This is a genomic window from Methylorubrum sp. Q1 (genome assembly GCF_004683995.1).
Classification (GTDB): domain Bacteria; phylum Pseudomonadota; class Alphaproteobacteria; order Rhizobiales; family Beijerinckiaceae; genus Methylobacterium.
Genome location: NZ_SRHQ01000024.1, coordinates 24,897 through 51,586 on the forward strand (window position 1 = coordinate 24,897; position 26,690 = coordinate 51,586).

Consider the following 26,690-nt stretch of genomic DNA (forward strand, 5'->3'; position numbering starts at 1 on the left):
CCGCCGTCATGGCCTGTCCGCCCGCCGGAGCACGTCGAGGCGGTAGGCATCCGTGCGGGCGCCGGACAGCACCCGGCAGAACGGGGCCGTGCCCGCGATGAAGCCCTCCGCCGCCGCGTCGCCGGAGAGGGGATAATCGGTCTCGCCGAGCCAGTGCACGAGGACGCAGTCGCCCCCCGGCGCCAGGCTCGCCTCCACCCGTGCGACGAGCCGGGCCAGATCGTCCGTGCTGAGGAAGTAGAGCATCTCGCCGAAGAGGATGAGGTCGAACCGGCCCTCCGGCCAGACCTCCGGCACCGCGCCGCGGACGAAGCCGACCTGCGGGTATTCCGCGCAACGCGCCTGCGCGGCATCGAGCGCCGCCTGCGCGACGTCGAGGGCGGTCAGCGCCCCGCAGCGAGGGGCGAGCGCCCGGGTGAAGACGCCGATGGAGCAGCCGACCTCCAGAGCCCGGTCGTAGCGCGCCCGTGGCAGGGCCTGGAGCGTCGCGGCGTATTTCTCCGCCTCGTAGGCGCTGGAGGTGAAGCGCCAGGGATCGGAATCGGAAGCGTAGATCTCCGAAAAGTAGCGCTCCGGCAGCGTCTCCGTCCGACGGCCGCTCATCCCACACGCTCCGCGGCGCGCGGGGTGGGCTCGTCGGGCCACAGGGCGTGGAGCGGCTCATCGGCCGCCAATGCGTGCGCGGCCATGCCGGTCAGGGCGAAATCCGGGGCCGGCTGGCGCAGATAGGTTGCGAGGTCGCGCATCAGGCGCTCCAGGGGATGGCTTTCGAGGAACCCCGCGAGCCCGATCGAACGCTGCGCCAGGGTGATCACGTCGAGGCCCGCCTGCTCGACTGCGGCGCGGGCGAGGTTGACGTAGGCGATGACCCGCTCGGGGTGGCCGGCTTCCGCGGCAGCGAGGCGGGCGGCGCGGGCGACGAGCAGGCGGCTCGTCTCCGCCGCGACCATGGCCCGCCCGAACCGGGCCTGCTGGTGCGGGTCGTCGGCCCGGCCGGTGGCGGCGAGATGCGCCCGGTGGGTCTCGAGCACCGCCTCGATCCCGCCGAGCTGGACCGCGAGGAAGCGCCACGCCCCGGCGAAGAAGAAGGGCTGGCGCCCATAATCGTCCGGCGCGCCGATCACCTCGCCGTCGCGCAGGCCAAGCCCGGAGAAATCGACCGTACCGGTCGCGGTCGCCCGCATGCCGTGGACGCACCACTCCGACAGGTCGGCCCGTTCGCCAGGTTCGAGGCGCAGCACCAGCATCAGCCGGCGCCCGTCGGCGATCCGCGCCGTCACGAGCGGGCGGGTGACGAAGCCCGCCCCCGAGGCGTAGGTCTTCACGCCTTCGAGGCCGTCCGCACCGTCGAGGACGAGGCCGCCCTCGGCCGGCTCGGTGTTCCAGACTCCGAAGAGCTGGCCCTCCGCCGCATCGCGGGCGAGCCGCTCGGCGACGGCGGCGTCGGCGTAGCGCAGCACCAGGGCCAGCGCGTTGACGTGCCCTTCGTAGAGCCGCCCGACCGCGAGGTCGTCGCGGCCGATCTCCGTCAGCAGGGCCCGCAGCGCGTCGACTCGGGCGGGCTCGCACAATCCGGCGCCGCCGAGCGCTTCGGGCAGGGGCGCGGCGAGATGCCCGGCCCGACGCAGCCGGGCGATGGCCTGCGCGGGAAAGCCGCCCTGCGCATCCGCCGTCTCGTCGCACGCGCCGGCCCGGGGCACCCGAGGCGACCGCGCGAGAGAAAGGAGCGAATGGGGCGACACAAGCGGCTCGGGGTTCGATGAATCGGAAAAGACATCCCACGAACGGTCCGACACCCCTGCGCGGGCGCACTGGCCTGACGGGAAAGCCCTACCGGAACAAAACCTAGAGCGGCAAGGCGCGTCTTCCCATGCGGCGCAGTCGCGGGGGGGTCGATTATCCCCGGCGGTGTCAGGGGCGGAACCGCGGGGCGCCTCACGGGCGTTCACGTCTTTGGCCGGACCGCACAAGCGGCCGGGACGACATCCGGAGGGAGCGATGGCGGACGACACCGAGCGGCTCGGCCTTCTCATGGGCGTGTCGAGAGGGTGCAGACCGTGAGCGAGACCGAACGTGACACCGATCCGGCGCCCGAACCGAAGCTCGCCGGCATCCTGACCTTCCCGCCGGAGGTCGTGGCGGCGCTGGACGAGCATTGCGCGGTCGAGCGCCTGCCGCGGGACCGGGCAATCTGCGAGATCGTCGCCGAGTATCTGCGCTTCAAGGGCTATCTGCGCACCCGCCCGGTGCACCCGCATCGCACGCCCCGGGGCGAGAAGCCGGAGGGTCCCTGACGATGGCGACCTCGTTCAAGGGCCTCTTCCTCTGCCCGCCGAAGCAGCCGCGCCCGAGCCATGTCCGGGTTCGGGACGGGGAGGGCGGTGAGACCACCCTGCCGCTGGAGGAATACGAGGCCCGCGCCGGCCAGCCGCCCTGGCAGAGCCTGCCCTGGGAGGGCGAGGCCGGGCCGGACGACGGCGACAGGCACGGGCCCGAGATCAGCATGTGAGGCCGTTCACGGCTCACCGGGTCGATTGCGGAGGCATCCCCGCTCCCCGCATGCGGGGAGCGAGTTTTTCTGCGAACCCGCCCCGCCTCACCAAGCCGTCGGCTTGGGGTTACGCTCGTCGAAGCCGGTCTGGTGCCAATAGGGATAGATCGGATTTTCCCGGCTCGCCGCGTCGAGGCGGGCGATCTGGTCGGCCGTGAGCGACCAGCCCACCGCACCGAGATTCTGCTTCAACTGCTCCTCGTTGCGCGCGCCGATGACGATGTTGCACACGGTCGGGCGGCTGAGCAGCCAGTTCAGCGCCACCTGCGGCACGGTCTTACCGGTCTCGGCGGCGACCGCGTCGAGGGCATCAATCACATCGTAGAGGTACGCGTCGGAGACGATGGGACCGCCCTCTGCGCCGCCCGCCGTGGCGAGGCGCCCGCCCGAAGCCGCCTGCCCCCGCCGGATCTTGCCGGTGAGCCGGCCCCAGCCCAGCGGGCTCCACACCATCAGGCCGACACCCTGGTCGAGGCCGAGCGGCATCAGCTCCCACTCGTAGTGGCGGCCGATCAGCGAGTAATAGCCTTGATAGACGACGTAGCGGGCGAGCCCGTATTTCTCCGAGGTCGCCAGCGCCTTCATCAATTGCCAGCCGGAGAAGTTCGAAGCGCCGATATAGCCGATCTTGCCCGAACGGGTGAGGTCGTCGAGTGCCCGCAGGGTCTCCTCGACGGGCGTCAGCGCGTCGAAGCCGTGCATGAAGTAGACGTCGATATGGTCGGTCTGGAGCCGCTTCAGGCTCGCCTCGCAGGCGCGGATCAGGTGGTGGCGTGACGAGCCGACCGCGTTCACGTCCTCGCCGACCCGGAACGTCGCCTTGGTGGAGATCAGGAGCCGGTCGCGGCGGCCCTTGACCGCCTCGCCGAGGATCTTTTCGGAATCGCCGCTCGAATAGAGGTCGGCGGTGTCGAGGAAGTTGACGCCTGCATCGAGGCAGAGATCGATCAGGCGGCTCGCCTCGGCCACGCCGGTGCTGCCCCAGTTCTGGAAGAACGCGTCGGTGCCGCCGAAGGTGGCGGTGCCGAGGCTGAGCACCGGCACCTTGAGGCCCGAGCGTCCGAACTGCCGGTATTCCATGTCCGTCACTCCGCTGTGGCTGTCGGGAAACGGCCCCGAGAGGCCGCCTGTCCCCGTCTTGAAGAGCCCGGCGCGCCCCGGCAATGCGGCGGACCGGGCGGGCACCCTGCGAGGCGCGAATGGCGCCGCTGCCATCATACCGCCATCGGACGCCCCTGGTTCCGCCACCGAAAGGGGCTGGTTTCGCAAAGACTTCGTCAACCAAGAGCCACTATTAAAGCTCAAGTTTTAGGAACCCCGATCGGGGCTGCCTCTTCTTTCATCAGATCCGGCGGCAGCGTCGCCAGCCGGTCTTAAACATTGGGAATGTCGCCTCGTGAGTTTCACCGTCAGCGCCGGCACCGCATCCCGCGTCTATTCCTGGCAGCACGGCTCCCTGCTGAGCGCCCTGGAGCAGGGCCTGTCGCTGACGACCTCCGGCATGAGCGACGTCCGCATCGTCGATTCGGAAGGCCGCAGCCACAGCCCCGCCGCGCTCTACCAGCGCGTGTTCGGGCAGCAGCCGACGGACGCAGCCGCGCAGCCCCGCGCCCGCGCGGCCTGATCCCCCCTTCGCGCATCCTCTGTTTCCGAAAGCCGTAACCCGCCTTTCGGGACGATGCTCTACCCCCGGATCGCCGCCGCATCCGGCGCCACCACCGCGAACAGGTCACCGAGCGCCGCGAGGCTTGCGGCCTGCACCGCGGCCGCCGGTACGGTCGCACCGTCCGGCCCCGGCAGGGCGCGGGTGGCGGTGGCCGAGGCCACCACGGTCGGGCGGAAGCCGAGGTTGAAGGCGCTGCGCGCGGTCGAATTCACGCACATATGCGTCATGAAGCCAGCCAGGATCACGTCCTTGATGCCGGCTGCCTCCAGTTGCGCCTGCAGGTCGGTCCCGACGAAGGAACTCGGATAGGCCTTGGTGATGACGGGCTCCCCATCCCGCGGGGCGACCTCGTCGCTGATCTGGCCGATGGCCGCGGTGAGATCGTAAGGCGAGCCCGGCCCGGCATCGTGGCGCACGTGGAAGACGGGGATCCCCGCCGCCCGCGCCCGTTCCAGCAGCGCCTGCGCCTCGCGGATCGCCGGCTCGACGCCCTCCAGGCGCATCACGCCCTCGCGGTAGGTGTTCTGCAGGTCGATCATCACCAAGCCTGAGCCCGACAGGGAAGCGGGCTCCGGCGGCAGGCCGGACAGGCTGCGAAGCGTTTTGAGGTCGGTCATGGCTGGCCCTTCTCGTGGGATGCGTTTCCGGGCGGGATGTGAGCCGAGTGGGGCCGCCCGCGCAACCTGTCGATCAGGCCAACAGACACGAAGGCACCGATCCCCCCGTCATCCCGAGGCCTCCGCTTCGCTACAGCAGCTCGGGATGAGGACGAGGATGGGATCGGCGCTGCCCGAAAGCCTCAGCGCTGCGCGAAATCCTCAGCGCTGCGCGGCTTGCATCGGCTTGTCCGACTTCGGCGCCTGGGGAGCGATGCGGCCGCCGTCCTTGAGATCGGCCGGGGGGCTCAGCACGAGGCGCTCGCCGCCGGAGAGACCCTTGTCCACCTCGACCACCGTGCCCTTGTCGCGGGCGACGTGGACCTCGACCCAACCCACGCGGTCGTCCTCGCGGGCCACCGCCACGCGGGTGCCGGACTGGTTGAACACCAGGGCCTCGGCCGGCACCGCCACCGTGGCGCCGCCGGTGCGGGGAATCGCCAGGGTCACGTAGACGTAGAGGCCCGGCCGCAGGGTGCGGTCGGGGTTCGGCACGTCGACCTGCGTCGTCAGGGTGCGCGAGGAGGCGAGCAAAGCCACCGAACTGCGCTCGACCACGCCGGCAAAGCTGCGGTCGGGCATTTGCGGCACCTTGATCTGGGCCGGGATGCCGGGCTGCACGCCCAACGCCGCGTTCTGCGGCACGTTGACCGAAATGCGCAGCACGTCGTCCCGGTCCATCGACAGGAGCGGCGAGCCGGAGCCGGCATCGGCCTGGACGAGGTCGCCGACATCGACGTTGCGGGTGGTGATCACGCCGTCGAAGGGGGCGGTGACGATCTCGAAGCCGGTCAGCGCCTTGAGGCGGCCGACGGTCGCCTGCTGCGCCTTGATGTTGGCCTGGGCCACCTTCACGTCGGCCTCCGCCGAGGCGAGGTTCGCCTGCTGCGCCAGAACGCCGGCCTGGGTGTTGTCGGCGGTCTGCTTCGAGGCCCAGCCCTGGCCGGCGAGCGTCGAGGTGCGCGAATTGGTGGCCTGGGCGAGGTTCGTATTGGCCTTGGCCTGATCGACCATGGCCCGGGCCCGCAGGAGCTGGGCCTCGAGCTGCCCGAGCTGCGCCTCGGCTTGCGCGAGTTGCTGGTCGAGATCCGGGGCGGCGATGCGCAGGAGCACGTCACCCTTCTTCACCCGCGAGCCGAGATCGACGCGCCGCTCGGCGATGTAGCCGGTGGCGCGGGGATAGATCCGCGCGGTGGCGAAGGGCTCGGTCTGGCCCGGCAGGGTCAGCTCGATCGGCCCGTCGAGGCGCTTGGCCTCCTCGGTGCGCACTTTCGGCACGAACTCCATCTGCCGGGTTCGCGTCGCCTCGGCCCGTGCCGCGCGCTGCCAGTGGCCGTAGCCGCCGTAAGCCAGCAGGCCAAGCGCGATCAGCCCGGCCAGCGCGAAGCCGCCCTTGCCCGGCGGCGGCGGGGCTTTTTTGTCGTCCCCTGTCCGGTCGGGCTGGCTCACGGAACGATCCTTCTCTCGATACCCACGCGCATCAGACATAATCCTCGAGCGGCTTGGCCTCGCCCCGCCGCAGCAGGCTGTAGAGGAACGGCACGAACAGCAGCGTCGAGGGCGTGCCGAGCGCGATGCCGCCCATCACCGCGCGGGCGAGCGCCGCGTTCTGCTCGCCGCCCTCGCCGGTGCCGAGCGCCATCGGCACGAGGCCCAAAAACATCGCACTTGCCGTCATCAGCACCGGCCGCAGCCGCGTCTCGCCCGCGACGATGGCCGCCTCGTGGGCCGAACAGCCCGTCGCCTCCCGGTGTTCCTTGGCGAAGGTGACGAGCAGGATCGAGTTGGCCGACGCGATGCCCACCGACATGATCGCCCCGAACAGGGAGGGGATCGAGAAGGTGGTGCCGGTGATGAACAGGCTCGCCACGATACCGCAGAAGGCGATCGGCAGGGCGGCCAGCACCACGAAGGGGTCGCCCCAGCTCTGATAGTTCACCGCCATCAGGAGGTAGACGGCAATGACCGCGATGCCGAGCCCGATGCCGAGCCGGAAGAAGGCGGCGCGCATGTTCTCGATCTGCCCGCGCACGGAGATCTTGTCGGGGGCCGGCAGGGTCTTCTGCTCCTCGGCGACGATCTTATCGATATCCCCGGCGACCGCGCCGAGGTCGCGGTCCTGCACGGCCGCATAGACGTTGAAGGTCGGCTGCGTGTTGACGTGGTTGATCACCGTCTGCGTCGGCTGGCGGGTGATCGTCGCGATGCTCGACAGCAGCGTCAGCGCGCCCGGCCCGTTGCCGGCATTGGCGCGGGCAAAGAGCGGGGTGTTCTGCAGCGCGGTGAGCGAGGCGTTGCGGTATTCCGGCGTCTGCACCCAGAGCTGGTAGGGGATGCCGGTCTTCGGGTCGGTCCAGAAGTTCGGGTTCACCTGGAAGGAGCCCGAGAGCGACACGTTGAGGCTCTGGGCCACCTGCTGCTGGGTCAGGCCGAGTTCGGAGGCCAGCCGCCGGTCGACATCGACGAAGAATTGCGGCTGATCGACGATCTGATGCAGATGCACGTCGACGAGGCCGGGCGTCTCCTTCAGCCGCGCCTCGATGCGCCGGGCGGCCGCCAGATCCTTCACCGTGTTGCGGCCCGAGACCTGCACGTCGATCTGCGCGATCACGCCGAAATTGAGAATCTGCGTGATGATGTCGGAGGGCTGGAAATAGACGATCATGTCGGGGAAGCGCTCGCGCAGGGTCTCGCGCAGGCGGCGCTGGTACTCGACGACCGGGCCGTGCTCGTCCTTCAGGTCGATGAGCATCTGCCCGTCGTTGTAGGAAACGAAGGAGCCGTCGGAGAAGGCGAAGTTGTAGTTGTTCGAGGGCAGGCCGATGTTGTCGAGGATCTGGTCGATCTCGCCCTCGGGGATCACCTCGCGCACCACCTTCTGAACCTCGGCGAAGGTCTGCTCGGCGGTCTCGATGCGCATGCCCGGCCGGGTGCGCAGGTGCATCGTCATCTGGCTCGATTCGACCTGCGGGAAGTAGTCCTGCCCCGTGAACACGAAGAGCCCGCCGGTGCCGGCAAACAGCAGGACGACGCCGGTCACCGTCGCGACCGGGTGGCGCAGGACGGCGTGCAACAGCCCGACATAGCCGCGGTGGAAGCGGTCGAACCGCACCTCGAAGCCGCGGCGGAAGGCGCCCGCCAGCCGGAAGACGGGGGAGAGCAGCCAAGCCAGCGCCCGCTCGATCCGGCCGCGGCGCGGGGCCTCGCCCTCGCCGCCGTGGTGCTGGAGGTATTCGCGCGCCACCAGCACGTCGATCATCACCGGCACCAGGGTGCGGGTGAGGAGGTAGGAGGTCAGCATCGCGAACACGACCGCGAGCGCCTGCGGCGTGAACAGATACTTCGGGGTGTCGGTGAGCGCGAAGACCGAGACGAAGGCGGCGCAGATCGAGAGCGTCGAGATCAGCGCCGGCTTGGCGATGCCCGCCGCGCCCTCGACCACGGCGTTGCGGAACGGCTTGCCCTCCTCGAACAGGCGGTAGGTGTTCTCGATCGCCACCGTCACGTCGTCGACGAGGATGCCGACCGCGAGCGCCAATCCGCCGAGCGTCATCACGTTGATGGTGTGACCGAGCGCGGCCAAGAGCGCCAGCGAGGTCATGAGGCAGAGCGGGATCGAGACGAGCACGATCAGGGTCGAGCGCCATGAGCCGAGGAACAGCAGGATGGTCAGGCCGGTCAGCGCGGCGGCGATGACGGCCTCGTGCCACACGCCCTCGATCGCGTTCGAGACGAAGACCGACTGGTCGAAGAGCGGCTTGATCTCCATGCCCTCGGGGGCCGCCGCGCGGATGTCGGGGAGCGCCGCCTTGACGTTGTTGACCACATCCAGCGTCGAGGCGGTGCCGTTCTTCAACACCCGCATCAACACCGAGGCGGCGCCGTCGGCGCGCACCACGTTGACCTGCGGCGGGCCGCCGTCGCGGACATAGGCCACGTCGCGCACCAGAACCGGCTGGCCGTTGACGACCTTGATCGGGATCTCGTTGAGCGCCGCGATCGCGTCCGGCGTCGCGTTCATCTGCACCGGGTATTGCTGCTCGCCGATCTTGGCGAGGCCCGAGGGGATCGTCAGGTTCTGCGAGGTCACTGCGTTGGTGACCTCCAGCGGCGTCATCCCGAGCGCCTGGAGCGCGTGCAGGTCGAGATCGACCATGACTTGGCGCGGGGCGCCGCCGAAGGGGGAGGGCAGGGTCGAGCCCGGCACCTGGGTCAGGCGCTGGCGGATGCGGTACTGCGCGTAGTCGTAGACCTTGTTGAGGCTGTCCTTGGCCGAGGTCAGCGCGAGCTGGATCACCGGCACCGAGGAGGCGGAGAAGCGCACGATCACGGGCGGCTGCACGCCGGGCGGCATCAGCGCGCGGATCGAGTTCGTGGAGGAGACGACCTGGGCGATGGCCAGATCGATGCTGACGCTCTGGTCGAAATAGATCTTCATCACCGACGTGCCTTGCAGGCTCGTCGATTCCATTCGGGCGATGTTGTTGACGTTGTTGGAGATTCCGAACTCGGAATAGGTCGTGATCCGCTTCTCCATCTCCGGCGCGGACAGGCCCGTATAGGTCCAGACCACGACGACGACGGGGATATCGACCGCCGGCAGCACGTCCTTCGGGGTCACGACGATGGTGCTGATGCCGCCGAGCATCATCAGCACCGCGAGGACGTAGGTCGTGATGCGGAACTTGAGGGCGTACTGGACGAGTCCCATGGTTCTCCGGTGGATGTCCGGTGATCCTGCCGGAGCTAAGAGTGCCTCACAAAACTCCCGGTCTCTGACCGTTCTCGCTCTGGCGATGACGGCGCGGCGGGAGTTTTGTGAGAGACGCTAAGGCACGGGCGTTGACCCGGCCGATACCGCACGATCACTGTTTCTGTTCTATGTCCGATGATTGCCGGAAACACACGCGTGCTGCGATGCCGCATCACGGTCTTTCCACGACCAGCGCGTTCGTCACATCCGCCGGGCGGAAACAGGGTTAGATTAAAAATAACCTTTGCAACAAGGCGCCTCAGTCCGCGCCGGTTGGCAGCGGCGGCGATGTGTCGTCCGTTTCCGCCGCCTTCTGCCGCCGCGCCTGCGCCCGGCCGAGCCAGAGCGCGTTGAGGAGCCATGCGGCCGAGAGCGGCACCGCCACCACGGCCGCGGCGTGGCCGCCGAAGCCGAGCGCGGAGAGGCCCGTATAGGACCACGCGCCGACCTGATCGCCGAGGCGGTAGACCACCGTGTCGATGAAGCTTTTCGCCTTGTAGCGATCCTCGCGCGGCACCACCGTGAACAGCACCTCGCGCACCGGCCGGGCGATGGCGAAGTTGCCCGCGCGCCGCAGCACGTAGATCACCACCACCGAGGCGACGCTCGGCGAGAGCGCGAGCGCGGCAAACCCGATGACGCTTGCCGCCGGCAGCAGCGCGAGCGTCACGCCGACCCCGAGCCAGCGCGTGATGCGCCCGGTGAGGAAGAGCTGCACGCCGAGCGTCAGGGCGTTCACGGCGAGATCGACATTGGCGAAGAAGGCCGTCTGCGCGCCCCGGCTGGGGAAGTTGTTCTTGGCCACCGCCGCCTGCTCGAAATACAGGAAGGTCGCCGTGACCGAGAACAGCGCCAGGAACAGCGCGATGTTCAGGAGGTAGGGCGAGGCGAATGTGCGCCGGATGCCGGCCCACACGTCGCCGCCGATGACCTCGCCCGCCCGCGAATCCTCCGGCACCTCGTGGAGGCGCCCGATCAGGCGGGCGAGGCCGCGCATGGCGAAGACCGCCGCCTCCAGGAGCACGGCGGCGGCGATGAGCAGCGCCCAGGTCGGCACGTCGCGGGCGAGCGTCGCCGTCACCGCCGAGCCGCAGATGGCGCCGAGCGTGGCACCCGCGGCGATGAAGCCGAACAGGCGCTTGCCTTGGCTCGTCGAGAACACGTCCACCACCGTGGCCCAGAAGATCGAGACCACGAACAGGTTGAAGACCGAGAGCCAGACGAAGAAGGCCCGCCCCACCCAGACCGCGGTTTCGCCCTCGGCCACCGCGATGAGAGCGGCAAAGATCAGGATGTTGAGGATGAAGAAGCGATAGGTGAGGGGCACGAAGCGCGCCCGCGGCAGGCGCTTGACCAGCCACGCGAAGGGCAGGTTCAGCGCGAGCATGCCGACGAGGGTCGCCAGGAACAGCCAGGGCAGGTTTTCCAGGCCGCCCGCCACGCCCATCTGGTCGCGGATCGGGCGCAGCACGTAGTAGCTCGCGAGCAGCGCGAAGATGTAGGCCCAGGACCATGCCAGCGCCGGGCCCTCGCCCGGCCTCACATCGACGAGGCGGGCAAGGCGGTGAGTGAGTGAGGCCGGGGCCTCGCTCAAGGCTTCACCCCGAGCTTCTGCTTCAGCTCCGGCGCCGAGAGGTCGTGGCCGAAGCCGGGCGAGCCCATGGCGAAGGTGTCCGCCGCCTTCAACTCGCCGACCACGACGGGGTCGAAGCCGGCATCCGAGACCAGGGTGCGGGCGGTCTCCAGCGCCTTCGGATCGTTGCCAGCGATCGGCACGGCCATGCGCGGCTCGGGCCGGCCGGCATTCTTCTGGAAGATCTTGTAGTTGGCCGCATTGAAGGCGCGCACCACGCGGGCGCCGGCCAGATACTTGGCCGAGACCGCACCGATGCCGTCGCGCTCGACCTCGTCGGCGACCGCCCCGTCGCGGGCCTTCACCGCATTGCCGGCATCGATCACGACCTTGTTCTTGAGCGCGGCGGTGTTCTCACGCCCCAGCTCCGGATAGGCCTTGTAGGGCACCGCGATCAGCACGGCGTTGCCGAAGGCGATCGCCTCCGCCGGGGTGCCGGCTCGCGCCTTGGGCCCGAGTTCCTCGACGAGCGCCTTCAATTCCTCCGGGTGGCGGGAGGCGAAGAACACCTCGTAGCCCGCCTTGATCCAGAGCCGGCCGAGCGTGCCGCCGATATTGCCCGCCCCGATGATCCCGATTTTTTTGGGATTTTCCGATTGAGCGAGAGCGGGCAGGGCGGGGAGCAGAAGCGTGCCGGCAAGCAGGGCCAGCACCCCGCGTCGAACGGAAGAAATCTCAAAAAAGTCAGACCACATCGATGAAGGCCTCCATCTTGCGCCGCTCGGCGGCATCCGGCAGCCGCCCGGTCGCGGCGGCGAGGTTGTCCTCGACGTAACTCGCCTTGGCCATGCCCGGGATCGGGCAGGTCACGGCCTCGTTGGCGAGCACGTATTTGAGGAAGAACTGCGCCCAGCTCTTGCAGCCGAATTCGGCGGCGAACGCGGGCAGGGGCTTGTCCTTCACCGCCTTGAACAGGCGGTCGCGGCCGAAGGGCACGTTGACCATCACCGCCACGCCGCGCTCAACGGCCAGCGGCAGGACGCGTTCGGCCGCCGCCCGGCTATCGAGGGCATAGTTCACCTGCACGAAGTCGAGCTTTTCCCGCTTCATCACCGTCTCGAGTTCGGGGAACTGCTCGTCGCGCCAGACCGTGACGCCGACATAGCGGATGCGGCCCTTCTCCTTGAGCGCGCGCAGGACCGCGAGGTTCACTTCCGTGTCGATCAGGTTGTGCACGGCGATGAGATCGATCTTGTCCGTGCGCAGGCGCTGGAACGAGCGCTCGGTCTCCGCCTGCGCCGCCTCCCGGCCGCGGGCCGCGACCTTGGTGGCGAGAAAGACCTTTTCGCGCAGGCCTTGGAGGATCAGGCCGAGGACGTCCTCGGCGGTGCCGTAGCTCGGGGCGGTGTCGATCACCTGCCCGCCGAGCGCGACGAAGCGCTCCACCGCCTCGCGCAAGGGCGCCGTCGCCTCGGGCGTCGCCGCCACCTCGTAGCGGCGGGAGGTGCCGATGCCCATGGCCGGCAACCGCTCACCGGAGGAGGGGATCGGCCGGGTGATCAGGGCGTCGGCGGCGCGGGCCGGGCGCGGTGCGGCGGGCGCGAGGCCCGCTCCGGCGAGGGTAGCGGCGCCCTGCAGCAGGGTTCGACGGGAAAGCGGCGGGACGGGCGGCATGGAGGCGGGCTCCTCTCGCGGACGGGCGTGGCCCGAGCGAGATAGGGCAACCTCACGGCGCGGGCGAAGGGCTCAGCCCTCGTAGCGACCGAAGGTCACCGTCGTCTCGCCGTAGCTGCGCCGCTCCAGTTCCTCGAAACCCGGCGGCAGGACCGGTCCGGCCTCCGCGGCCTCCTCGACGAGGACCAGCGCGCCGGGGCCGAGCCAGCCGCCCCCGGCCGCCGCCGTGAGGGCCGCGGGTGCAAGGTTCTTCCGGTAGGGCGGGTCGCAGAAGGCCAGCGTCGCGGGCCGGTCCAGGGCAGGCCCGAGCCGGGTCGCGTCGCGCTGGATCAGCCGGGCGCGGTCCTCGCAGCCAAGGGCGGCGATCGCGGCGCGGATCAGGGTGCCGGCCTGGCGCCCGTCGTCCACGAAGACAGCATGGGCCGCGCCGCGGGAGAGCGCCTCGAAGCCGAGGGCGCCGGTGCCCGCGAACAGGTCGAGCACCACCGCATCCTCGACCGCGTCGTCGTAGGCGTGGGCGAGCACGTTGAACAGAGCCTCGCGCAGGCGCTCGGAGGTCGGGCGGATGCCCTCCGCCTTCGGTCCGACCAGCCTGCGCCCGCGCCATTCGCCGCCGACGATCCGCACGCGCGAGGCCCCTTAGCCCTCGCCGCGCGGCGGACGGCTCGGACGTCCGCCGCGCGGTCCCGCCTTGCCACCACCACCGGGGCGTCCCCCAGGAGCACCGCCGGGCTTGCCGCCGGGACGCCCGCCCGGGCGCCCGCCGGGCCGACCGCCACCACCGGGCTTGAAGTCGCCCCGCGGGCCACCTTTCGCGCCGCCCTTGAAATCGCCTCTGGCGCCGTCGCGGTCACCGCCCTTGAAGCCGGGCTTGCCGCCGAAGCTCTTGCCTGCACCACCGCCGGGCCCCTTAGCGGGTCCCTTGCGGAAGGCGGGACGATCGGCCGCCTCGGCGCCGCGCGGCGGGCGGGCTGGCCGCTCGCCCTCGGCGGCACGGGGCCGATCGCGCGGGGGGCCGCGACGCTCGGGCGGGCGCCCTTCGCTCGGCCGCTCGCGGCGGGGTGCGCCCTCGCCGCGCTCATGGGAGCCACCATAGGAGTCACGCTGAGGCCGGCCCTCGCTCCGCTCGCGCGGCGGACGCCCCTCGAAATCGGACGGACGCTCGCGGGGCGGCCCGCGCCGCTCGGCCGGTGCGGCCTCCCCGGCCTCACGGCGGCGGGGAGGGGCATCGCCCGCGGGGGCGCCGCGGCGGAACTCGTCCCGGCCCGGCCGCTCGTCGCGGGCGCGGTTCTCGCGCGGTCCCTGGCTGCGTGGCCGGTCCTCACGGGGGCGATCCTGGCGCGGCCTGTCTTCGCGCGCCCTGTCGCGGGGGGCGGAGCGCTCCTCCTCGTTGCGGAAGCGGACCCGGCGATGCGGCTCGGGCGCGGGCGTCTCGGGCGAGGGCTGAAGCCGCTCCACCAGCACCCGGCGGTCGCCGGCCGCCTGGATCGCGCCGACCCGCTCGCGGCCGCGCTCGGCCGCCGCCGCGCGGGCGGTCTTGGGGTCCATGCCCCGGCGCGGCACCTTGGAAGCGCGGGGCCGCGTCTCCTCGTCGGCACGCCACACGGTCGGGGAAGGGGGACGCGGTGCCGGGCGTGCCCCGGCGCGGGGGGCGGCAGGGCGGGCGGGATCGCGCGGCGGACGGCCAGCCGACCCGCCGCGAGACCCCGAGCGGGCCTCCGAAGCACCCTCGTCGCGCGCGCCTTGACGGCCCCGCCCCGCGGGCGCCGCGGCCTGCGTGGCGCGGGTTGCCTTCTTCGGGCTGCCGAAGGGGGCGATCGTCTCGCGCACCGGGCTCTCGAAATCGACGCCCGCCTGCTCGGCGAGGTTCTTTCCGAGCTGCTCCTTCAGAACCTTGGTGCGGATCTCTTCGACGAGGCCGACTTCGAGGTCGCCGAGCTGGAACGGTCCGAACGAGAGCCGGATCAGCCGGTTCACCGAGAGGCCGAGATGCTCGAGGATGCGCTTGACCTCGCGGTTCTTGCCCTCGCGCAGGCCGAGCGTCATCCAGACGTTGTCGCCCTGCGCCCGGTCGAGGGTCGCCTCGATCGGGCCGTATTCCATGCCGTCGACGGTCAGGCCCTTCTTCAGCTTGTCGAGATCGGGCTGGGTCACGTCGCCGAAGGCGCGCACCCGGTAGCGGCGCAGCCAGCCGGTATCGGGATGGGCGATCACCTTGGCCAGCCCCCCGTCGTTGGTGAGGAGCAGCAGCCCTTCGGTGTTGATGTCGAGCCGGCCGATGGCGACGACCCGCGGAAGCTCGTCGGGCAGGCCGTCGAAGACGGTCGGGCGGCCTTCCGGGTCGCGGGCGGTCGTCACGACACCGCGCGGCTTGTGCAGGAGCCAGAGCCGGGTCCGCTCGCGGGCGGGCAGGGGCTCGTCGTCCACCGTGATGCGATCGGAATCGGTGACGTTGATCGCCGGCGAGGTCAGGACCTTGCCGTTGAGGGTGACGCGGCCAGCCTCGATCAGCGCCTCCGCGTCGCGGCGGGAGGCGATGCCGGCGCGGGCGATGGCCTTGGCAATGCGCTCACCCTCGGGCGCGGCGGGTTGGTCCGCGGGCACGGCCGGGGAGGTGTCTGGAATGTCGGTCATCCGCGCCCCTTATCAGACCGGAGGGGCGCACAAAAGGAAAAGGCGGCCCGCGAAGGGCCGCCTCGTCCGTCAAGTCCCGCGAAATGCCTCGCGAAACGGCCGTATCGTCACAGCCGCGGGGAGCGCCCGCGCACCGCGCCCATCACCGCCGAGATCAGGAACAGGGCGATGGCGACGAAGAAGACGATCTTGGCCGCTTCCATGGCGGTGCCGGCGATGCCGCCGAAGCCGAGCAGCGCAGCGATCAGAGCGACGACGAGAAAGGTAACAGCCCAACCGATCATGGTATCCTCCTGACGTCCGTCTCAGACGGTGTCTTGCGGTGTCTTCGAAGTCTGTCCTGGCTGTGAAATTGCCAAGCTGCCGGAATCGTTCCGTCCCTGGCGCTGAAAACGGCCGCCGAGGCCGCGCGTTCCCGTCCCCGGATCCGTGCGCCCGTGCCCGCTCGCACGGGAGGAGGGTGGCGGAGCAGCGAGGGCTGCGGGCGCGGAACCGGCGGGCGGGATGGCCCCGCGCGCGAAAAAACGGCCGCCGAAGCGTGGTGTCAGGCCGCGAGCGTCCCTGCCGCCGGCGTTCCTGCCGACAGTCCCTCGGACCGCGTCGAGGTTTCGAGCAGGGCGGCGATCTCGTGGATCGGCCGGGGCGGGCTGAACAGGTAACCCTGGACCTCCTGCGCACCCTCCGCCCGGACGGTGGCCAGCTGCGGCTCGGTCTCCACGCCCTCGACCAGCGTGGTGATGCCGAGGCTCGCCCCCAGGCTCACGATGGCGCGGATGATGGCGCCGGCCTCCGACTGCGCGGCGCAGTCGCGCACGAAGGAGCGGTCGATCTTGATCTTGTCGAACGGGAAGCGCCGCAGGTAGCTGATCGAGGAATAGCCCGTGCCGAAATCGTCCATGGAGATGCGCACCCCGAGCTTGCGCAGGGTATGGAGCGTCTCGAGATTCGCCTCGGTGTCGTCGAGCAGCACGCTCTCGGTAATCTCCAGTTCCAGCCGCGCCGCCTTGAGGCCGCTGCCCGCGAGCGCGCCGAGCGCGCTCTGGACGAAGCCGCGGTGGCGCAGTTGCAGCGGCGAGACGTTGACCGCGACGCTGATGTCGTCCGGCCAGGCGGCGGCATCACGGCAGGCCTGGCGCAGCACCCATTCGCCGATCGGCACGATCAGGCCGGTCTCCTCGGCCAGCGGGATGAACACCATCGGGCTCATGAGACCGCGCTCGGGATGGCGCCAGCGCACCAGCGCCTCCATCCCGGTGATGCGGTTGTCGGACAGGTCCACGAGCGGCTGGTAATGCAGCTCGAACAGGCCCTGCTGGAGCGCCTCGCGCAGCTCGCGTTCGAGGTCGAGCCGCTCGCGCAGGGTCTCGTCCATCTGCGGCTCGAACAGGCGGCAGGTGCCGCGCCCCTCGGCCTTCGCCTCGTAGAGGGCCATGTCGGCCTCCTTGAGGAGGCGCTCGATGTTGTGCGGGCCGCCGTCCTCGGACGCGGCGAGGGCGATGCCGGCGCTCATCCCGATCTCGACGGTGATCCCGTCGAGGTCGTAGGGCGCGCCGACCATCTCGATTAGGCGCTCGGCCAGCGCCGCCGCCCCGGCCGTGTCCTCGACGTGGGACAGCACGGCGAACTCGTCGCCGCCGAGCCGGGCCACCACGTCGCGCCCGCGCACATGCGCCCGCAGCCGCTCGGCCACCGCCCGCAGCAGGGTGTCCCCCACCGCATGGCCGAAGCTGTCGTTGATCGGCTTGAAGCGGTCGAGATCGAGGCAGAGCACGGCGAGGTGTGCGCCGCCCCGCAGCGTCTCGATCAGCTCGGCGCCGATCTCGCGCAGACGGGTGCGATTGGGCAGGTCGGTGAGCCCGTCGTGACGGGCCATGTGGATGATGCGCGCCTCGTTGCGCCGCCGCTCGGTGATGTCCTCGAAGGTCGCCACCCAGCCGCCGCCGGGCATGGGCCGGTGGGTCACGGCGATGATCCGCCCGTCGGCGAGTTCGCGCAGCACCGACTTCGATCCGTCCGCGGTGAGCGAGGTGCGGGTGCCCTCGCTCACCGCATCGACCGTGACGCCGCGCTTGTAGCAGCCGAGCGTCACCAGCGCCTCGATGATCGCGCGCTGGCTCATGCCGACATCGAGCGCGCCTTCGGGCAGGCCGAAGATTTCCAGGTAGCGCCGGTTCCAGACGAGGAGCCGCTGGTCCGCGTCGAACATGCACAGGCCCTGGGTCATGTTCGCCAGGGCGGCGTCGAAGCGCCGGTTCTGCTCGCTCAGTTGGGCATGCGCCTCGACCAGGGCGTGGCGGGTCCGGTGCTGCTCGCTGACGTCGCTGCCGACGCCGCGGTAGCCCAGGAAATCGCCCTCGGGCGAGATCAGCGGCCGGCCGCTGATCTCGAACCAGCGCGCCGTACCGTCGGGATGGCGGTAGACGTAGGTCAGGTCGCGGAACGGGCGGCGGGCGGCGATCGTCTCGCGGTAGACCGCGAGGCTCAGGTCCTCCCGCTCGCAGAACAGCGCGGACCGCTCGACCCCGATCAGGCTCGCCGTCGGGCGGCCCAGCAGGCGCTCCGCCCCTGAGGAAAGGTAGCTGAATCGATCCTCGGAATCCGTCGCCCAGATCCAATCGAAGGCGATTCGCGCCAATTCTTCGAGGTCGTTCAAAGGCATGTCACCACCATAGACTACCCCGATCATCCGGTCGAAGTGTAAACATTTTATCTTGCCTATGCCTTCGCCAACCTGCTTAAAATCCAGTCGATGCCGTGCATCGGCCGCTGCGATCCCCGCAGGATCTTGTGGAGGCCGCATCTCCGCTCGGCGATATCCCGTCTCCACCTCGGGCTGATCTCTGGCCCGCGTGCCGTGGGCGCCCTGACCCCGGAGCCATGACGCCGCGAGATCGTTGTCCGCGACGCATGAAGGGCAAGACGGGAGGACGCGGATGGCAGAGGGCGACGACCTGTTTCCCGGCTTCGCGCCGCTGTGGATCGAGGGGCCGGCGGGCCGCTGGTTCGGCCGGGCCGGCGGTCCCGAATCGGCACCGCCGCTCCTGCTGCTGCACGGCTTTCCGCAGAGCCACGCGATGTGGCACCGGCTGGCGCCGGCGCTCGCCGAGACGCACCGCGTCATCGCCCTCGACGTGAAAGGCTACGGCTGGTCGGCCGCGCCGGATTCGGGGAGCGGGGAGAACGCCTACGCCAAGCGGCGGCTCGGGGCGGAGATCGTCGCGGTGATGGAGCGGCTCGGCCATATCCGCTTCGCGCTGGCCGGCCATGATCGCGGTGCCCGCATCGGCTACCGGCTGGCGCTGGACGAACCCGGCCGGATCGAGCGGCTCGCGCTGCTCGACATCGTGCCGACCGACGTGCAGTGGGCCCGCATCGAGGCGAATCCCGACGCGAACCCGCACTGGCCGTTCCTGTCGCGCCCCGCCCCGGAACCGGAGGAGGCGATCCGCCGCGATCCGGACGGCTATTTCGAGGGGCTGCTGCGCGACTGGACCGCCGCGCACGATCTGACTGCCTTCGACGCCCGCGCGCTCACCCTCTACCGGCAGGCCTGGGCCGTGCCCGAGCGCATCCACGCGATGTGCGAGGATTACCGGGCCGGCGGCGCCGACGGGCCGGACCGCGCCGCCGACCGCGCCGACCTCGCCGCGGGCCGGACCCTGCCGATGCCGGTGCTCGTGCTCGCGAGCGAGGCCTATCTCGATCGGGACAAGCCCGAGACCGCGCTGGCGGCCTGGCAACGGACCTTTGCGCCACGGGCGCAGGGCGCCCGCATCGCCTCCGGCCACTTCATGGCCGAGGAAGCGCCGGAGCCGACGCTGCGGGCGCTAAAGAGCTTTCTCGCAGCGTAAATTCCTCAAAAGCGCTCGACCCACGGCCGGAGGGCGATCTCGTCGGTCCAGGCGCTGCGATCCTGGCGCAGGAGGGCGAGGTAGCTTTTCGCGATGGCGTCCGGATCGAGAGTCGCGTCGGGGCGATCCCCCGGATCGGGCCGGGCGGCGGAGCGGATGGCGCCATCGATCACGATATGGGCGACATGGATGCCCTGGGGTTGCCATTCGCGGGCAAGGCTCTGCGCGAGGCCCCGCAGGGCGAACTTGCCCATGGCGAAGGGGGCCGAGCCCGCAAAGCCCTTCACGCTCGCCGAAGCGCCGGTGAACAGGATCGCGCCGTGGCGGTGGGGCAGCATCCGCCGGGCGGCGGCCTGCGCCACGAGGAAGCCGCCATAGGCCGAGACCGAGAGGGCGCGGGCCACCGCCTCAGGATCGAGATCGACGGTGGCCCCGCGCAGCCGGCCGCTGGCGTTGTAGACCACCACGTCCGGCGCACCGCCCAGCGCCGGTTCGAGCCGGGGGAACAGGGCCTCGACCTGCCCCGGATCGGTGGCATCGCAGGCATGGACCACGGCCCCCGTCTCGGCGGCGAGATCGCTCAGCTTTTCGACATTTCGCGCGGCAAGCCCGACCTTCAGCCCCTCGGCCGTGAACAGGCGCGCCAGCGAGGCGCTCAGACCGGGGCCGGCACCGACGATCAGGGCGCGCTGGTAGGTCGGGACCATGGGAGGGGGCTCCGTGCGGCATCGCGGGACGTGAGCCGAACGCGCCGCGAGCCGCCGCGGTTCGCCTCCCGCTCACCCCCGCCTTTCCGAAAAGAAATCCCTGAGGAGGCCGGCCGCCTCGCCCTCGCGAAAGCCCGAATAGACCTCCGGCGCGTGGTGGCAGGTCGGCTGGTTGAACACGCGGGGGCCGTGCTCGACGCCGCCGCCCTTGGGGTCGGAGGCGGCGTAGTAGAGCCGGCGGATGCGGGCGAAGGCGATCGCGCCCGCGCACATCGGGCAGGGCTCCAGGGTGACGTAGAGGTCGCAGCCGGTGAGCCGCTCGTCGCGCAGCGCGGCGCAGGCGGCGCGGATCGCCAGGATCTCGGCATGGGCCGTGGGGTCGCACAGCGTGCGCGGCCGGTTGCCGGCAACCGCGAGCACGGTCCCGTCCCGCACCACGGCCGCGCCGACCGGCACCTCGCCCAGAGCCGCGGCCTCGCGGGCGGCGGTGAAGGCGAGGTCGAGGAAACCGGGCATCACGCCAAGCTGCATGGAACCCGACCGATGGTCGAACTCCATGCGTCCGGCGGACGCCCGCCGCCGCGCCGTCGCGCGGGCCATCGACGATGAGTCATCATCGATGGGTCTTACGTGCCGGAGGAAGCCGCTTCGCGGGCGACCTCCCGGCCGCCGATATCGCTGCGGAAGAACCCGTCCGGCCAGTCGATGCGCTTCACTGCCGCGTAGGCGCGGTCTTTCGCTTGCCCCACGCTGGCGCCGAGCGCCGTGACCGCGAGCACCCGGCCGCCATCGGCGAGCAGCCGGTCGCCGTCGCGGCGGGTGCCGGCCTGGAACACCAGAACCGTCGCGTCGCCCGCCTCGCCCCCGGCCGCCTCGACGCCGCGGATTTCCGTGCCGCGGGTCACCGCGCCGGGATAGCCCCGCGCCGCCATCACCACGGTGAGCGCGGCGCGGGAGGCGTCAAAGCCGATGGCGACGCCGGAGAGGTCGCCTTGAGCCGCGGCCAGCAGGGCCGGCACGAGATCGTCGGTCAGGCGCGGCATCAGCACCTGCGCCTCCGGATCGCCGAAGCGGGTGTTGTACTCGATGAGCTTCGGGCCCTCCGCCGTCAGCATCAGCCCGGCATAGAGGATGCCGGCGAAGGGCGTGCCGCGGGCGGCCATCCCGGCCAGCGTCGGCGCGATGATCCGCGTCATCACCGTCTCGGTGATCTCCGGCGTGACGATGGAGGCGGGAGAATAGGCGCCCATGCCCCCCGTATTGGGGCCGAGGTCGCCGTCATGGACGCGCTTGTGGTCCTGCGCCGTCCCGATCGGCACCGCACGGGTGCCGTCGCAGAGCGCGAAGAAGCTCGCCTCCTCGCCGAACAGGCATTCCTCGATGACGAGCGCCCCGCCCTCGCTGCCGTCGAGGATCGCCCGCACGGCGGCCTCGGCCTCGGGCAGCGTCTCGGCCACGGTCACGCCCTTGCCAGCGGCGAGCCCGTCGGCCTTGACCACGATCGGCGCGCCGCGCGCGCGCAGATAGGCCAGCGCCGGATCGAGGTCGGTGAAGCGGGCGAAGGCGGCGGTCGGGATGTCGTGCGCGGCGCACAGATCCTTGGTGAAGCCCTTCGAGCCTTCGAGCTGCGCCGCTTCCTTCGTCGGCCCGAAGGCGGGGATGCCGGCGGCCTGAAGGTCGTCGACGAGGCCCGCCACCAGCGGCGCCTCCGGCCCGACCACCACGAGGCCGACCCCTTCCGCCCGGCAGAACGCGACGACGGCGGCGTGGTCGGACACCGCGAGGTCCGGCCGGTTCTCGCCGTGCTGCGCCGTGCCCGGATTGCCGGGGGCGATGAACAGCCGCGCGCAGAGCGGCGATTTCGCGATGGCCCAGGCCAGCGCGTGTTCGCGCCCGCCGGAGCCGATGAGCAGGATGGAGAAGGGCTCGGTCATGAGAAGAACCCTATCCAAAAAATTTTGGGCCGGGGAAAGGGCGTTTCGCGTTTGCCCCGGCGACGCGGCCGGCCATGCACCCGGCCAGCAAGGGAGAAGCCGCCTCATGGCGCCGCAAGATCGTCAGCCGGACCGTCACGAGGGGCCGGGCCGACAGCGCCGCGGGCTCGGCCTGGAAGGCGCCAACACCCTGGTGCAGACCTTGGCGATCCTCGGGGCAGGGGCCTGGGGCGTCTACACCTTCGTCTACGAGGCGCGGATCAAGCCGGGGCTCGCCCCGCCCTCGGTCTCGGTGAAGACCGATCTGGCCCGGGTCGGCGTGCGCGGCGACCGGGTGGCGATCCGCTCGACCGTGACCCGCACCAATGTCGGCCAGGCGGGCGTGCGCGTACTCGGGCTGACCTACACCGTGGTCGGCATCCGCACCCGCTTCTCCGAATCGAGCGACGATACGGCGGCGCGGGAGGCCGCCTTCCGGGACTCGCTCTCCGGCACGGCGAACGTCGATGCCGCCCGCGACTACGTGCGCGAGAGCGGCGGGATGCCGATCCTGCGCCAGGGGTTGCTGTTCTCCGGCGCGACGCCGCTTCCGAGCGAGCCCTCCGACCTCAATCCGGGCGAATCCGTCTCCCGCGACGTGATCGTCTATGCCGACCGCAAGACCTTCGACGCGGTGCGCTTCGAGGTGCGGCTCGCCTACGCCAAGGAGGACGACCCGCCCGTGCGCCTGCGCTTCGAGGCGGGGGCGGACGGCGTGCTCGCGACCGTCGCGGCCGAGCCCTGTCCCGCGCCGAAATGCCCGCTGCGGACCACGGATTTCGCCACCGAATTCTCGCTGTGGTGAGCGCGTCGGCGCGGCCCTCCACCGGGATCGCTTTATCCCGCGCGCCGGACGGAACGGTTGGCCGGGCTCGCCTGTTGATGAGAGCCATGCCGATCTGTCGCCACTCGATCGCCTCCCCCGCCCGCCCGCCCCGCGAGCAACCCGTCGTTCGGCTGTCGCACTACGTGGTGCAGCGCCGCTCGGTGCCGAGGGCCGCCAACGACAACCGCCGCTCGCGTCTCGCGCCGGTCTGGCCCTGGGCCATGGCGGCCGCCGCCGCCCCGGCCGTGACGGCGGTGCTGATCCTCACGCGCCTGATCTGAGCACTGGGCGCCCTCGTCGCACCCGCTGCCGTGTCTGATTGACTTCTCCCCGCGAGAATCCAGCGCGGTCGAAGTTCTATCCATTGCGCATGTCTTCTGCTCAACACTACCTGGGCAGAACGCTGGATTTCCGTAGTGATATGAATGACTTAGCAAAAGCGGGCTGATGGGCTAATATTTTGATCTGAAACATTTTTCTGCAGAATCTCCCCAGATCGAGCTAATCGCGTTATCAGAGTGGGGCCATGAGTGCCCTGTTCTCACAGCGGATCGAAGAGTGGGAATCAGCCGATCAGGTTGCGGACGAACACCACCCGATCGGTGATCGACGTGAACGGTAAGGGTACAAGCTCGTAACCCAACCCGGAATAGGCATTCACCATCGCATGATAGGTGTTTTCGGCTTCTGCGATCGTCTGCCTACGCTCGGCATCCTGCTCGAAGATGGCCGGCCAGTGCGGAGCTATGAAGACCTTCCTCGCATAGCGTCGCTGCTCGGCCGCCCGCAGCGCCTGAGCCGGTACGGGCAACCCGCATAACCGCAGATTGCCGATAACGGCGGGGATGCCGCGATCGAAGATGATCGGGCCGGGAGCGTTCGCGGCCTCGTGGTGGGACCGCATTTCCCATCCGAGCATCAACGCCGCGAAGGCTTCCCGATTGTCCCACGGCAAAGTGGTGCCGCCGATATTCCTCGGTCCCGAATTATCGATCTCCCAGCCTCCGGCATGTGCCGGAGGCCCGCACCTGCAAGGGCCTCGATCAAGCTCGTTTTGCCCGATCCTGGGCCGCCCGTAATGACGTGAAGATGGTCGGTCATGCTTCGTGCGGTCGTCTCGTAGGCATGTTTTGGGAACGCCGCGTGCTGGCGCGTCAGTAGAGGGTATCGGCCAGACGCTGGGGCAATGCCCGATCATAGGCATCCCCATCGAACTCCGCACGCGACAGTGTTCGCAGGATGGAACCCGCGCTGGGAAGGTCATCCCGCGCGATATGGCTTTCCTGCTTCCAAAGTCCGGCGCGGATCACCGCACGACTGCACTGGAAGAACACGCTGCTCACGGTGATGCGGAGGATGGTTTTCGGGAGTTGCCCTGCCATTGTGAAACGCGCGAGCTGTTCGGTCCCCGCCAGTATCTCTGCCGTTCCGTTGACCCGCAATGTTTCGCCGATGCCGGGCACCATGAACAGCAGCGCGACGCGCGGATCGGCAATGATGTTGCGCAGGCTGTCGATCCGGTTGTTCCCGCGCCTGTCGGGCAGCATCAGCGTCTTCTCGTCCTCGATGTGAACGAAGCCCGCTGGGTCGCCACGCGGCGTGGCGTCCAACCCTCGCGGCCCGCACGTTGCCAGAACAGCGAACGGCGCCGCTTCGATGAAGGGGCGATAGATGGCGTGGATATGGTCCACCTCCTTGATGACCGAGGGGGGAGCCACGGGACCGTACAGAGCCCCAAGCTCTTCCAGCGTTCTGACGCTGTTGTTATCGGCCGCCATCACCATTTCTCCTTTTCAGGCCACCGCGTTTGCGAGAAGGGTGCGAGCGTGGTCATTGCTGCTGATCCAAGACGATGATTTAGGCTCTTGTTTTCGCATCATCTTTTTTCCGAAAGCCGGCAACCACCTTTCGAGACGATGCTCTAGACTGAATTTCGGCAAGAACCTCAGTATGGACAGTTTCGCCGTACTGCTCAACGTACGCCTTCCAGAGAGCCTGTTCGACCGCTCGCTTATACTCGGCGCGCACATTGAGCCCAGGGCAGGCGCGCCTCGCGACGAAGAGCTTGTCGCCGAAGGATGCTGGTAAGGATCGCGGTACAGTCAACCTCGGAGTCGGCAAGGGTAACCACGCGGCTCCGGCGCAACACCCGCACGCCGTTCCCCAGCCGATCGTGCGGTCGGCCTTTACCTCACCCGGCCTGTTCCCTAGCGTCCGGCCCATGCCGCTCGTGCCCCCGCCACGTCCTGCGACCTCTGCCGCCGCCGTGCCGCCGCCGGGGGAGCCGGCGCCCTCGGCGCTGCTCCAGGCCAACACGCCCGAATGGTCGGTCGGCGATCTCGCCGCCGCCCTGAAGCGCACCCTGGAGGATGCCTTCGGGCATGTGCGCCTGCGCGGCGAGATCACGGGCTATCGCGGGCCGCACGGCTCGGGTCACGCCTACTTCTCGCTGAAAGACGGCTCGGCGAAGATCGACGCGGTGGTGTGGAAGGGCGTGCTCGGGCGCCTGCGCCAGAAGCCCAAGGAAGGGCTCGAGGTCGTCGCCACCGGCAAGATCACGACCTTCGCCGGAAAATCCTCGTACCAGATCGTCATCGACTCGATGGAGCCCGCCGGCATCGGCGCCTGGATGGCGCTGCTGGAGGAGCGCAAGCGCCAGCTTGCGGCCGAGGGGCTGTTCGAGGCGGAGCGGAAGCGGCCGATCCCGTTCCTGCCGCGGGTGATCGGCGTCGTCACCTCGCCGACAGGCGCGGTGATCCGCGACATCCTCCACCGGCTGGAGGACCGCTTTCCCCGCCCCGTGCTGGTCTGGCCGGTGCGGGTGCAGGGGGAGGGGGCGGCGGAAGAAATCGCCGCGGCGATCCGGGGCTTCAACGCGCTGTCGCCCGATGGCCCGATCCCGCGGCCGGACGTGCTGATCGTCGCCCGCGGCGGCGGCTCGATCGAGGATCTCTGGGCCTTCAACGAGGAGGCGGTGGTGCGCGCCGCCGCCGAGTCCGAGATCCCGCTGATCTCCGCCGTCGGCCACGAGACCGATACGACGCTGATCGACTTCGCCTCCGACCGCCGCGCCCCGACGCCCACGGGCGCGGCCGAGATGGCGGTTCCGGTGCGGGCCGAACTCGCCGCCCAGGTCCACGATCTCGGCGCCCGGCAGGCGGGCACGATGCTGCGGCGGATCGAGCGCGAGCGGGCGGATTTCCGGGCGCTGGTGCGGGCGATCCCCGGCGCCGACGCCTTCCTCGCCGTCAAGCGCCAGCGCCTCGACCTCGCCGACGCGCGGCTGCGGCCGGCGCTCGCCGCCAACGCCCGCGATTCCCGCGAGCGCCTGAACCGCCTCGCCGACCGCCTCACCCGGCGCTCCCCGGCGATCGCGCTGGCCGAGGCGCGGGCACGGCTCGCCGCCATCGACCACCGTCCGCGCACCGCCATGAGCCGCATCGTCGAGCGCCGCCGCGACCGGCTCGGCGCGCTTGGCAGCCTGCTCGGGGCGCTGAGCTACAAGGCCGTGCTCGCCCGCGGCTACGCGCTCGTGCGCGACGCCGACGGCCTGCCGGTGCGCTCGGCCGCGGCCGCTGCCCAGGCCGCGCGGTTCCAGCTCCAGTTCGCGGACGGCGCTCTTTTTGCGCGCCCCGAGGAGGCTCCGGACGACCCCGTTGCGCCCCCCCTCGCCGACGCGCCGCGCTCGGCGCCGCGCCCGAAGCGCGCGCCCCGCCGGGCCGCGCCCGAGCCCGCACCGAAGCCTGAGAAGGCGGCGGCCGAACCGGCCGCGCGACAGGGGTCGCTGTTCTGAGCCATCCGAGCGGCTTCAATTATAGCGACTGGG

General features: G+C 70.3%; 24 protein-coding genes and 1 pseudogene. 7 read left to right on the forward strand and 18 right to left on the reverse strand.

Annotation, left to right across the window (positions count from 1 at the left end; all coding sequences use genetic code 11):
- Positions 1–6 precede the first annotated feature (6 nt).
- Together E4V01_RS20180 and E4V01_RS20185 are read right to left on the reverse strand one after the other, a co-directional pair.
- Complete coding sequence (locus tag E4V01_RS20180; protein WP_135299567.1) at positions 7–603, reverse strand: SAM-dependent methyltransferase; 597 nt, start codon at positions 601–603, stop codon at positions 7–9.
- Entirely contained in the window at positions 600–1,742 is a 1,143-nt protein-coding gene (locus E4V01_RS20185) for an acyl-CoA dehydrogenase family protein (RefSeq protein ID WP_135299568.1), read from the reverse strand. The genes E4V01_RS20180 and E4V01_RS20185 overlap by 4 nt, the downstream gene beginning before the upstream one ends.
- A gap of 306 nt (positions 1,743–2,048) precedes the next feature.
- Here E4V01_RS20185 and E4V01_RS20190 point away from each other — a divergent pair, with 306 nt between their 5' ends.
- Positions 2,049–2,294, forward strand: a complete 246-nt coding sequence (locus E4V01_RS20190) for a hypothetical protein (RefSeq protein ID WP_060771109.1) — start codon at positions 2,049–2,051, stop codon at positions 2,292–2,294.
- 2 nt (positions 2,295–2,296) lie between these two features.
- The gene (locus E4V01_RS20195) at positions 2,297–2,509 is read left to right on the forward strand and encodes a hypothetical protein (RefSeq protein WP_135299569.1); all 213 of its coding nucleotides are present in this window, start codon (positions 2,297–2,299) and stop codon (positions 2,507–2,509) included.
- Positions 2,510–2,596: 87 nt separating this feature from the next.
- Here E4V01_RS20195 and E4V01_RS20200 read toward each other — a convergent pair whose 3' ends face one another.
- The gene (locus E4V01_RS20200; protein WP_135299570.1) at positions 2,597–3,631 is read right to left on the reverse strand and encodes an aldo/keto reductase; all 1,035 of its coding nucleotides are present in this window, start codon (positions 3,629–3,631) and stop codon (positions 2,597–2,599) included.
- 316 nt (positions 3,632–3,947) lie between these two features.
- On the opposite strand from E4V01_RS20200, the gene E4V01_RS20205 reads away from it, so the two are divergent.
- Entirely contained in the window at positions 3,948–4,175 is a 228-nt protein-coding gene (locus E4V01_RS20205; protein WP_060771112.1) for a hypothetical protein, read from the forward strand.
- A 59-nt stretch (positions 4,176–4,234) separates the two neighbouring features.
- On the opposite strand, the gene E4V01_RS20210 is transcribed toward E4V01_RS20205, so the two are convergent.
- The 10 genes from E4V01_RS20210 to E4V01_RS20255 form a co-directional block, all read right to left on the reverse strand.
- The gene (locus tag E4V01_RS20210) at positions 4,235–4,834 is read right to left on the reverse strand and encodes a cysteine hydrolase family protein (RefSeq protein WP_060771113.1); all 600 of its coding nucleotides are present in this window, start codon (positions 4,832–4,834) and stop codon (positions 4,235–4,237) included.
- 201 nt (positions 4,835–5,035) lie between these two features.
- Positions 5,036–6,361 carry an efflux RND transporter periplasmic adaptor subunit gene (locus tag E4V01_RS20215; RefSeq protein ID WP_135299571.1) on the reverse strand — a complete coding sequence of 442 codons (1,326 nt, stop codon included), beginning with the start codon at positions 6,359–6,361 and terminating at the stop codon, positions 5,036–5,038.
- Positions 6,354–9,584: an efflux RND transporter permease subunit gene (locus E4V01_RS20220; RefSeq protein WP_135299572.1), complete on the reverse strand. Its 3,231-nt coding sequence runs from the start codon at positions 9,582–9,584 to the stop codon at positions 6,354–6,356. Before E4V01_RS20220 ends, E4V01_RS20215 begins: the two co-directional genes overlap by 8 nt.
- 301 nt (positions 9,585–9,885) lie before the next feature.
- Positions 9,886–11,220 carry an NTP/NDP exchange transporter gene (locus tag E4V01_RS20225; protein WP_135299573.1) on the reverse strand — a complete coding sequence of 445 codons (1,335 nt, stop codon included), beginning with the start codon at positions 11,218–11,220 and terminating at the stop codon, positions 9,886–9,888.
- The gene (locus E4V01_RS20230; RefSeq protein ID WP_135299574.1) at positions 11,217–11,954 is read right to left on the reverse strand and encodes an NADPH-dependent F420 reductase; all 738 of its coding nucleotides are present in this window, start codon (positions 11,952–11,954) and stop codon (positions 11,217–11,219) included. The genes E4V01_RS20225 and E4V01_RS20230 overlap by 4 nt, the downstream gene beginning before the upstream one ends.
- Positions 11,944–12,873, reverse strand: coding sequence for an aldo/keto reductase (locus tag E4V01_RS20235; protein ID WP_135299575.1), 930 nt, complete (start codon positions 12,871–12,873; stop codon positions 11,944–11,946). The genes E4V01_RS20230 and E4V01_RS20235 overlap by 11 nt, the downstream gene beginning before the upstream one ends.
- Before the next feature lie 72 nt (positions 12,874–12,945).
- Positions 12,946–13,500 (reverse strand): 16S rRNA (guanine(966)-N(2))-methyltransferase RsmD, encoded by a 555-nt coding sequence (gene rsmD, locus E4V01_RS20240; protein WP_135299576.1) that lies wholly within the window; start codon positions 13,498–13,500, stop codon positions 12,946–12,948.
- A gap of 12 nt (positions 13,501–13,512) precedes the next feature.
- The gene (locus E4V01_RS20245) at positions 13,513–15,507 is read right to left on the reverse strand and encodes a pseudouridine synthase (RefSeq protein ID WP_135299577.1); all 1,995 of its coding nucleotides are present in this window, start codon (positions 15,505–15,507) and stop codon (positions 13,513–13,515) included.
- Positions 15,508–15,614: 107 nt separating this feature from the next.
- Complete coding sequence (locus E4V01_RS20250; RefSeq protein WP_012456035.1) at positions 15,615–15,791, reverse strand: DUF1328 domain-containing protein; 177 nt, start codon at positions 15,789–15,791, stop codon at positions 15,615–15,617.
- Between the two features lie 260 nt (positions 15,792–16,051).
- A complete protein-coding gene (locus E4V01_RS20255) occupies positions 16,052–18,166 on the reverse strand; it encodes a bifunctional diguanylate cyclase/phosphodiesterase (RefSeq protein WP_135299578.1) in 2,115 nt (704 codons plus the stop codon).
- A 274-nt stretch (positions 18,167–18,440) separates the two neighbouring features.
- Between E4V01_RS20255 and E4V01_RS20260 the strand changes: the two genes are divergently transcribed.
- Positions 18,441–19,358, forward strand: coding sequence for an alpha/beta fold hydrolase (locus tag E4V01_RS20260; RefSeq protein ID WP_135299579.1), 918 nt, complete (start codon positions 18,441–18,443; stop codon positions 19,356–19,358).
- Between the two features lie 5 nt (positions 19,359–19,363).
- Here E4V01_RS20260 and E4V01_RS20265 read toward each other — a convergent pair whose 3' ends face one another.
- The 3 genes from E4V01_RS20265 to purD all read right to left on the reverse strand — a co-directional run bounded on the left by E4V01_RS20265 (position 19,364) and on the right by purD (position 21,999).
- Complete coding sequence (locus tag E4V01_RS20265) at positions 19,364–20,065, reverse strand: SDR family oxidoreductase (RefSeq protein WP_135299580.1); 702 nt, start codon at positions 20,063–20,065, stop codon at positions 19,364–19,366.
- Positions 20,066–20,137: 72 nt separating this feature from the next.
- The gene (locus tag E4V01_RS20270) at positions 20,138–20,581 is read right to left on the reverse strand and encodes a nucleoside deaminase (RefSeq protein ID WP_060772358.1); all 444 of its coding nucleotides are present in this window, start codon (positions 20,579–20,581) and stop codon (positions 20,138–20,140) included.
- 110 nt (positions 20,582–20,691) lie between these two features.
- Positions 20,692–21,999, reverse strand: coding sequence for a phosphoribosylamine--glycine ligase (gene purD, locus E4V01_RS20275; RefSeq protein ID WP_135299581.1), 1,308 nt, complete (start codon positions 21,997–21,999; stop codon positions 20,692–20,694).
- A gap of 106 nt (positions 22,000–22,105) precedes the next feature.
- Between purD and E4V01_RS20280 the strand changes: the two genes are divergently transcribed.
- A complete protein-coding gene (locus E4V01_RS20280; RefSeq protein WP_135299582.1) occupies positions 22,106–22,843 on the forward strand; it encodes a hypothetical protein in 738 nt (245 codons plus the stop codon).
- 86 nt (positions 22,844–22,929) lie between these two features.
- A complete protein-coding gene (locus tag E4V01_RS20285) occupies positions 22,930–23,145 on the forward strand; it encodes a hypothetical protein (protein ID WP_135299583.1) in 216 nt (71 codons plus the stop codon).
- 284 nt (positions 23,146–23,429) lie between these two features.
- Here E4V01_RS20285 and E4V01_RS20290 read toward each other — a convergent pair.
- Positions 23,430–23,965 (reverse strand): annotated as a pseudogene (locus tag E4V01_RS20290) (AAA family ATPase).
- A gap of 53 nt (positions 23,966–24,018) precedes the next feature.
- Positions 24,019–24,642, reverse strand: a complete 624-nt coding sequence (locus tag E4V01_RS20295; protein WP_060772359.1) for a pyridoxamine 5'-phosphate oxidase family protein — start codon at positions 24,640–24,642, stop codon at positions 24,019–24,021.
- A gap of 443 nt (positions 24,643–25,085) precedes the next feature.
- On the opposite strand from E4V01_RS20295, the gene xseA reads away from it, so the two are divergent.
- The gene (xseA, locus tag E4V01_RS20300; RefSeq protein ID WP_135299584.1) at positions 25,086–26,657 is read left to right on the forward strand and encodes an exodeoxyribonuclease VII large subunit; all 1,572 of its coding nucleotides are present in this window, start codon (positions 25,086–25,088) and stop codon (positions 26,655–26,657) included.
- Positions 26,658–26,690: the final 33 nt, after the last annotated feature.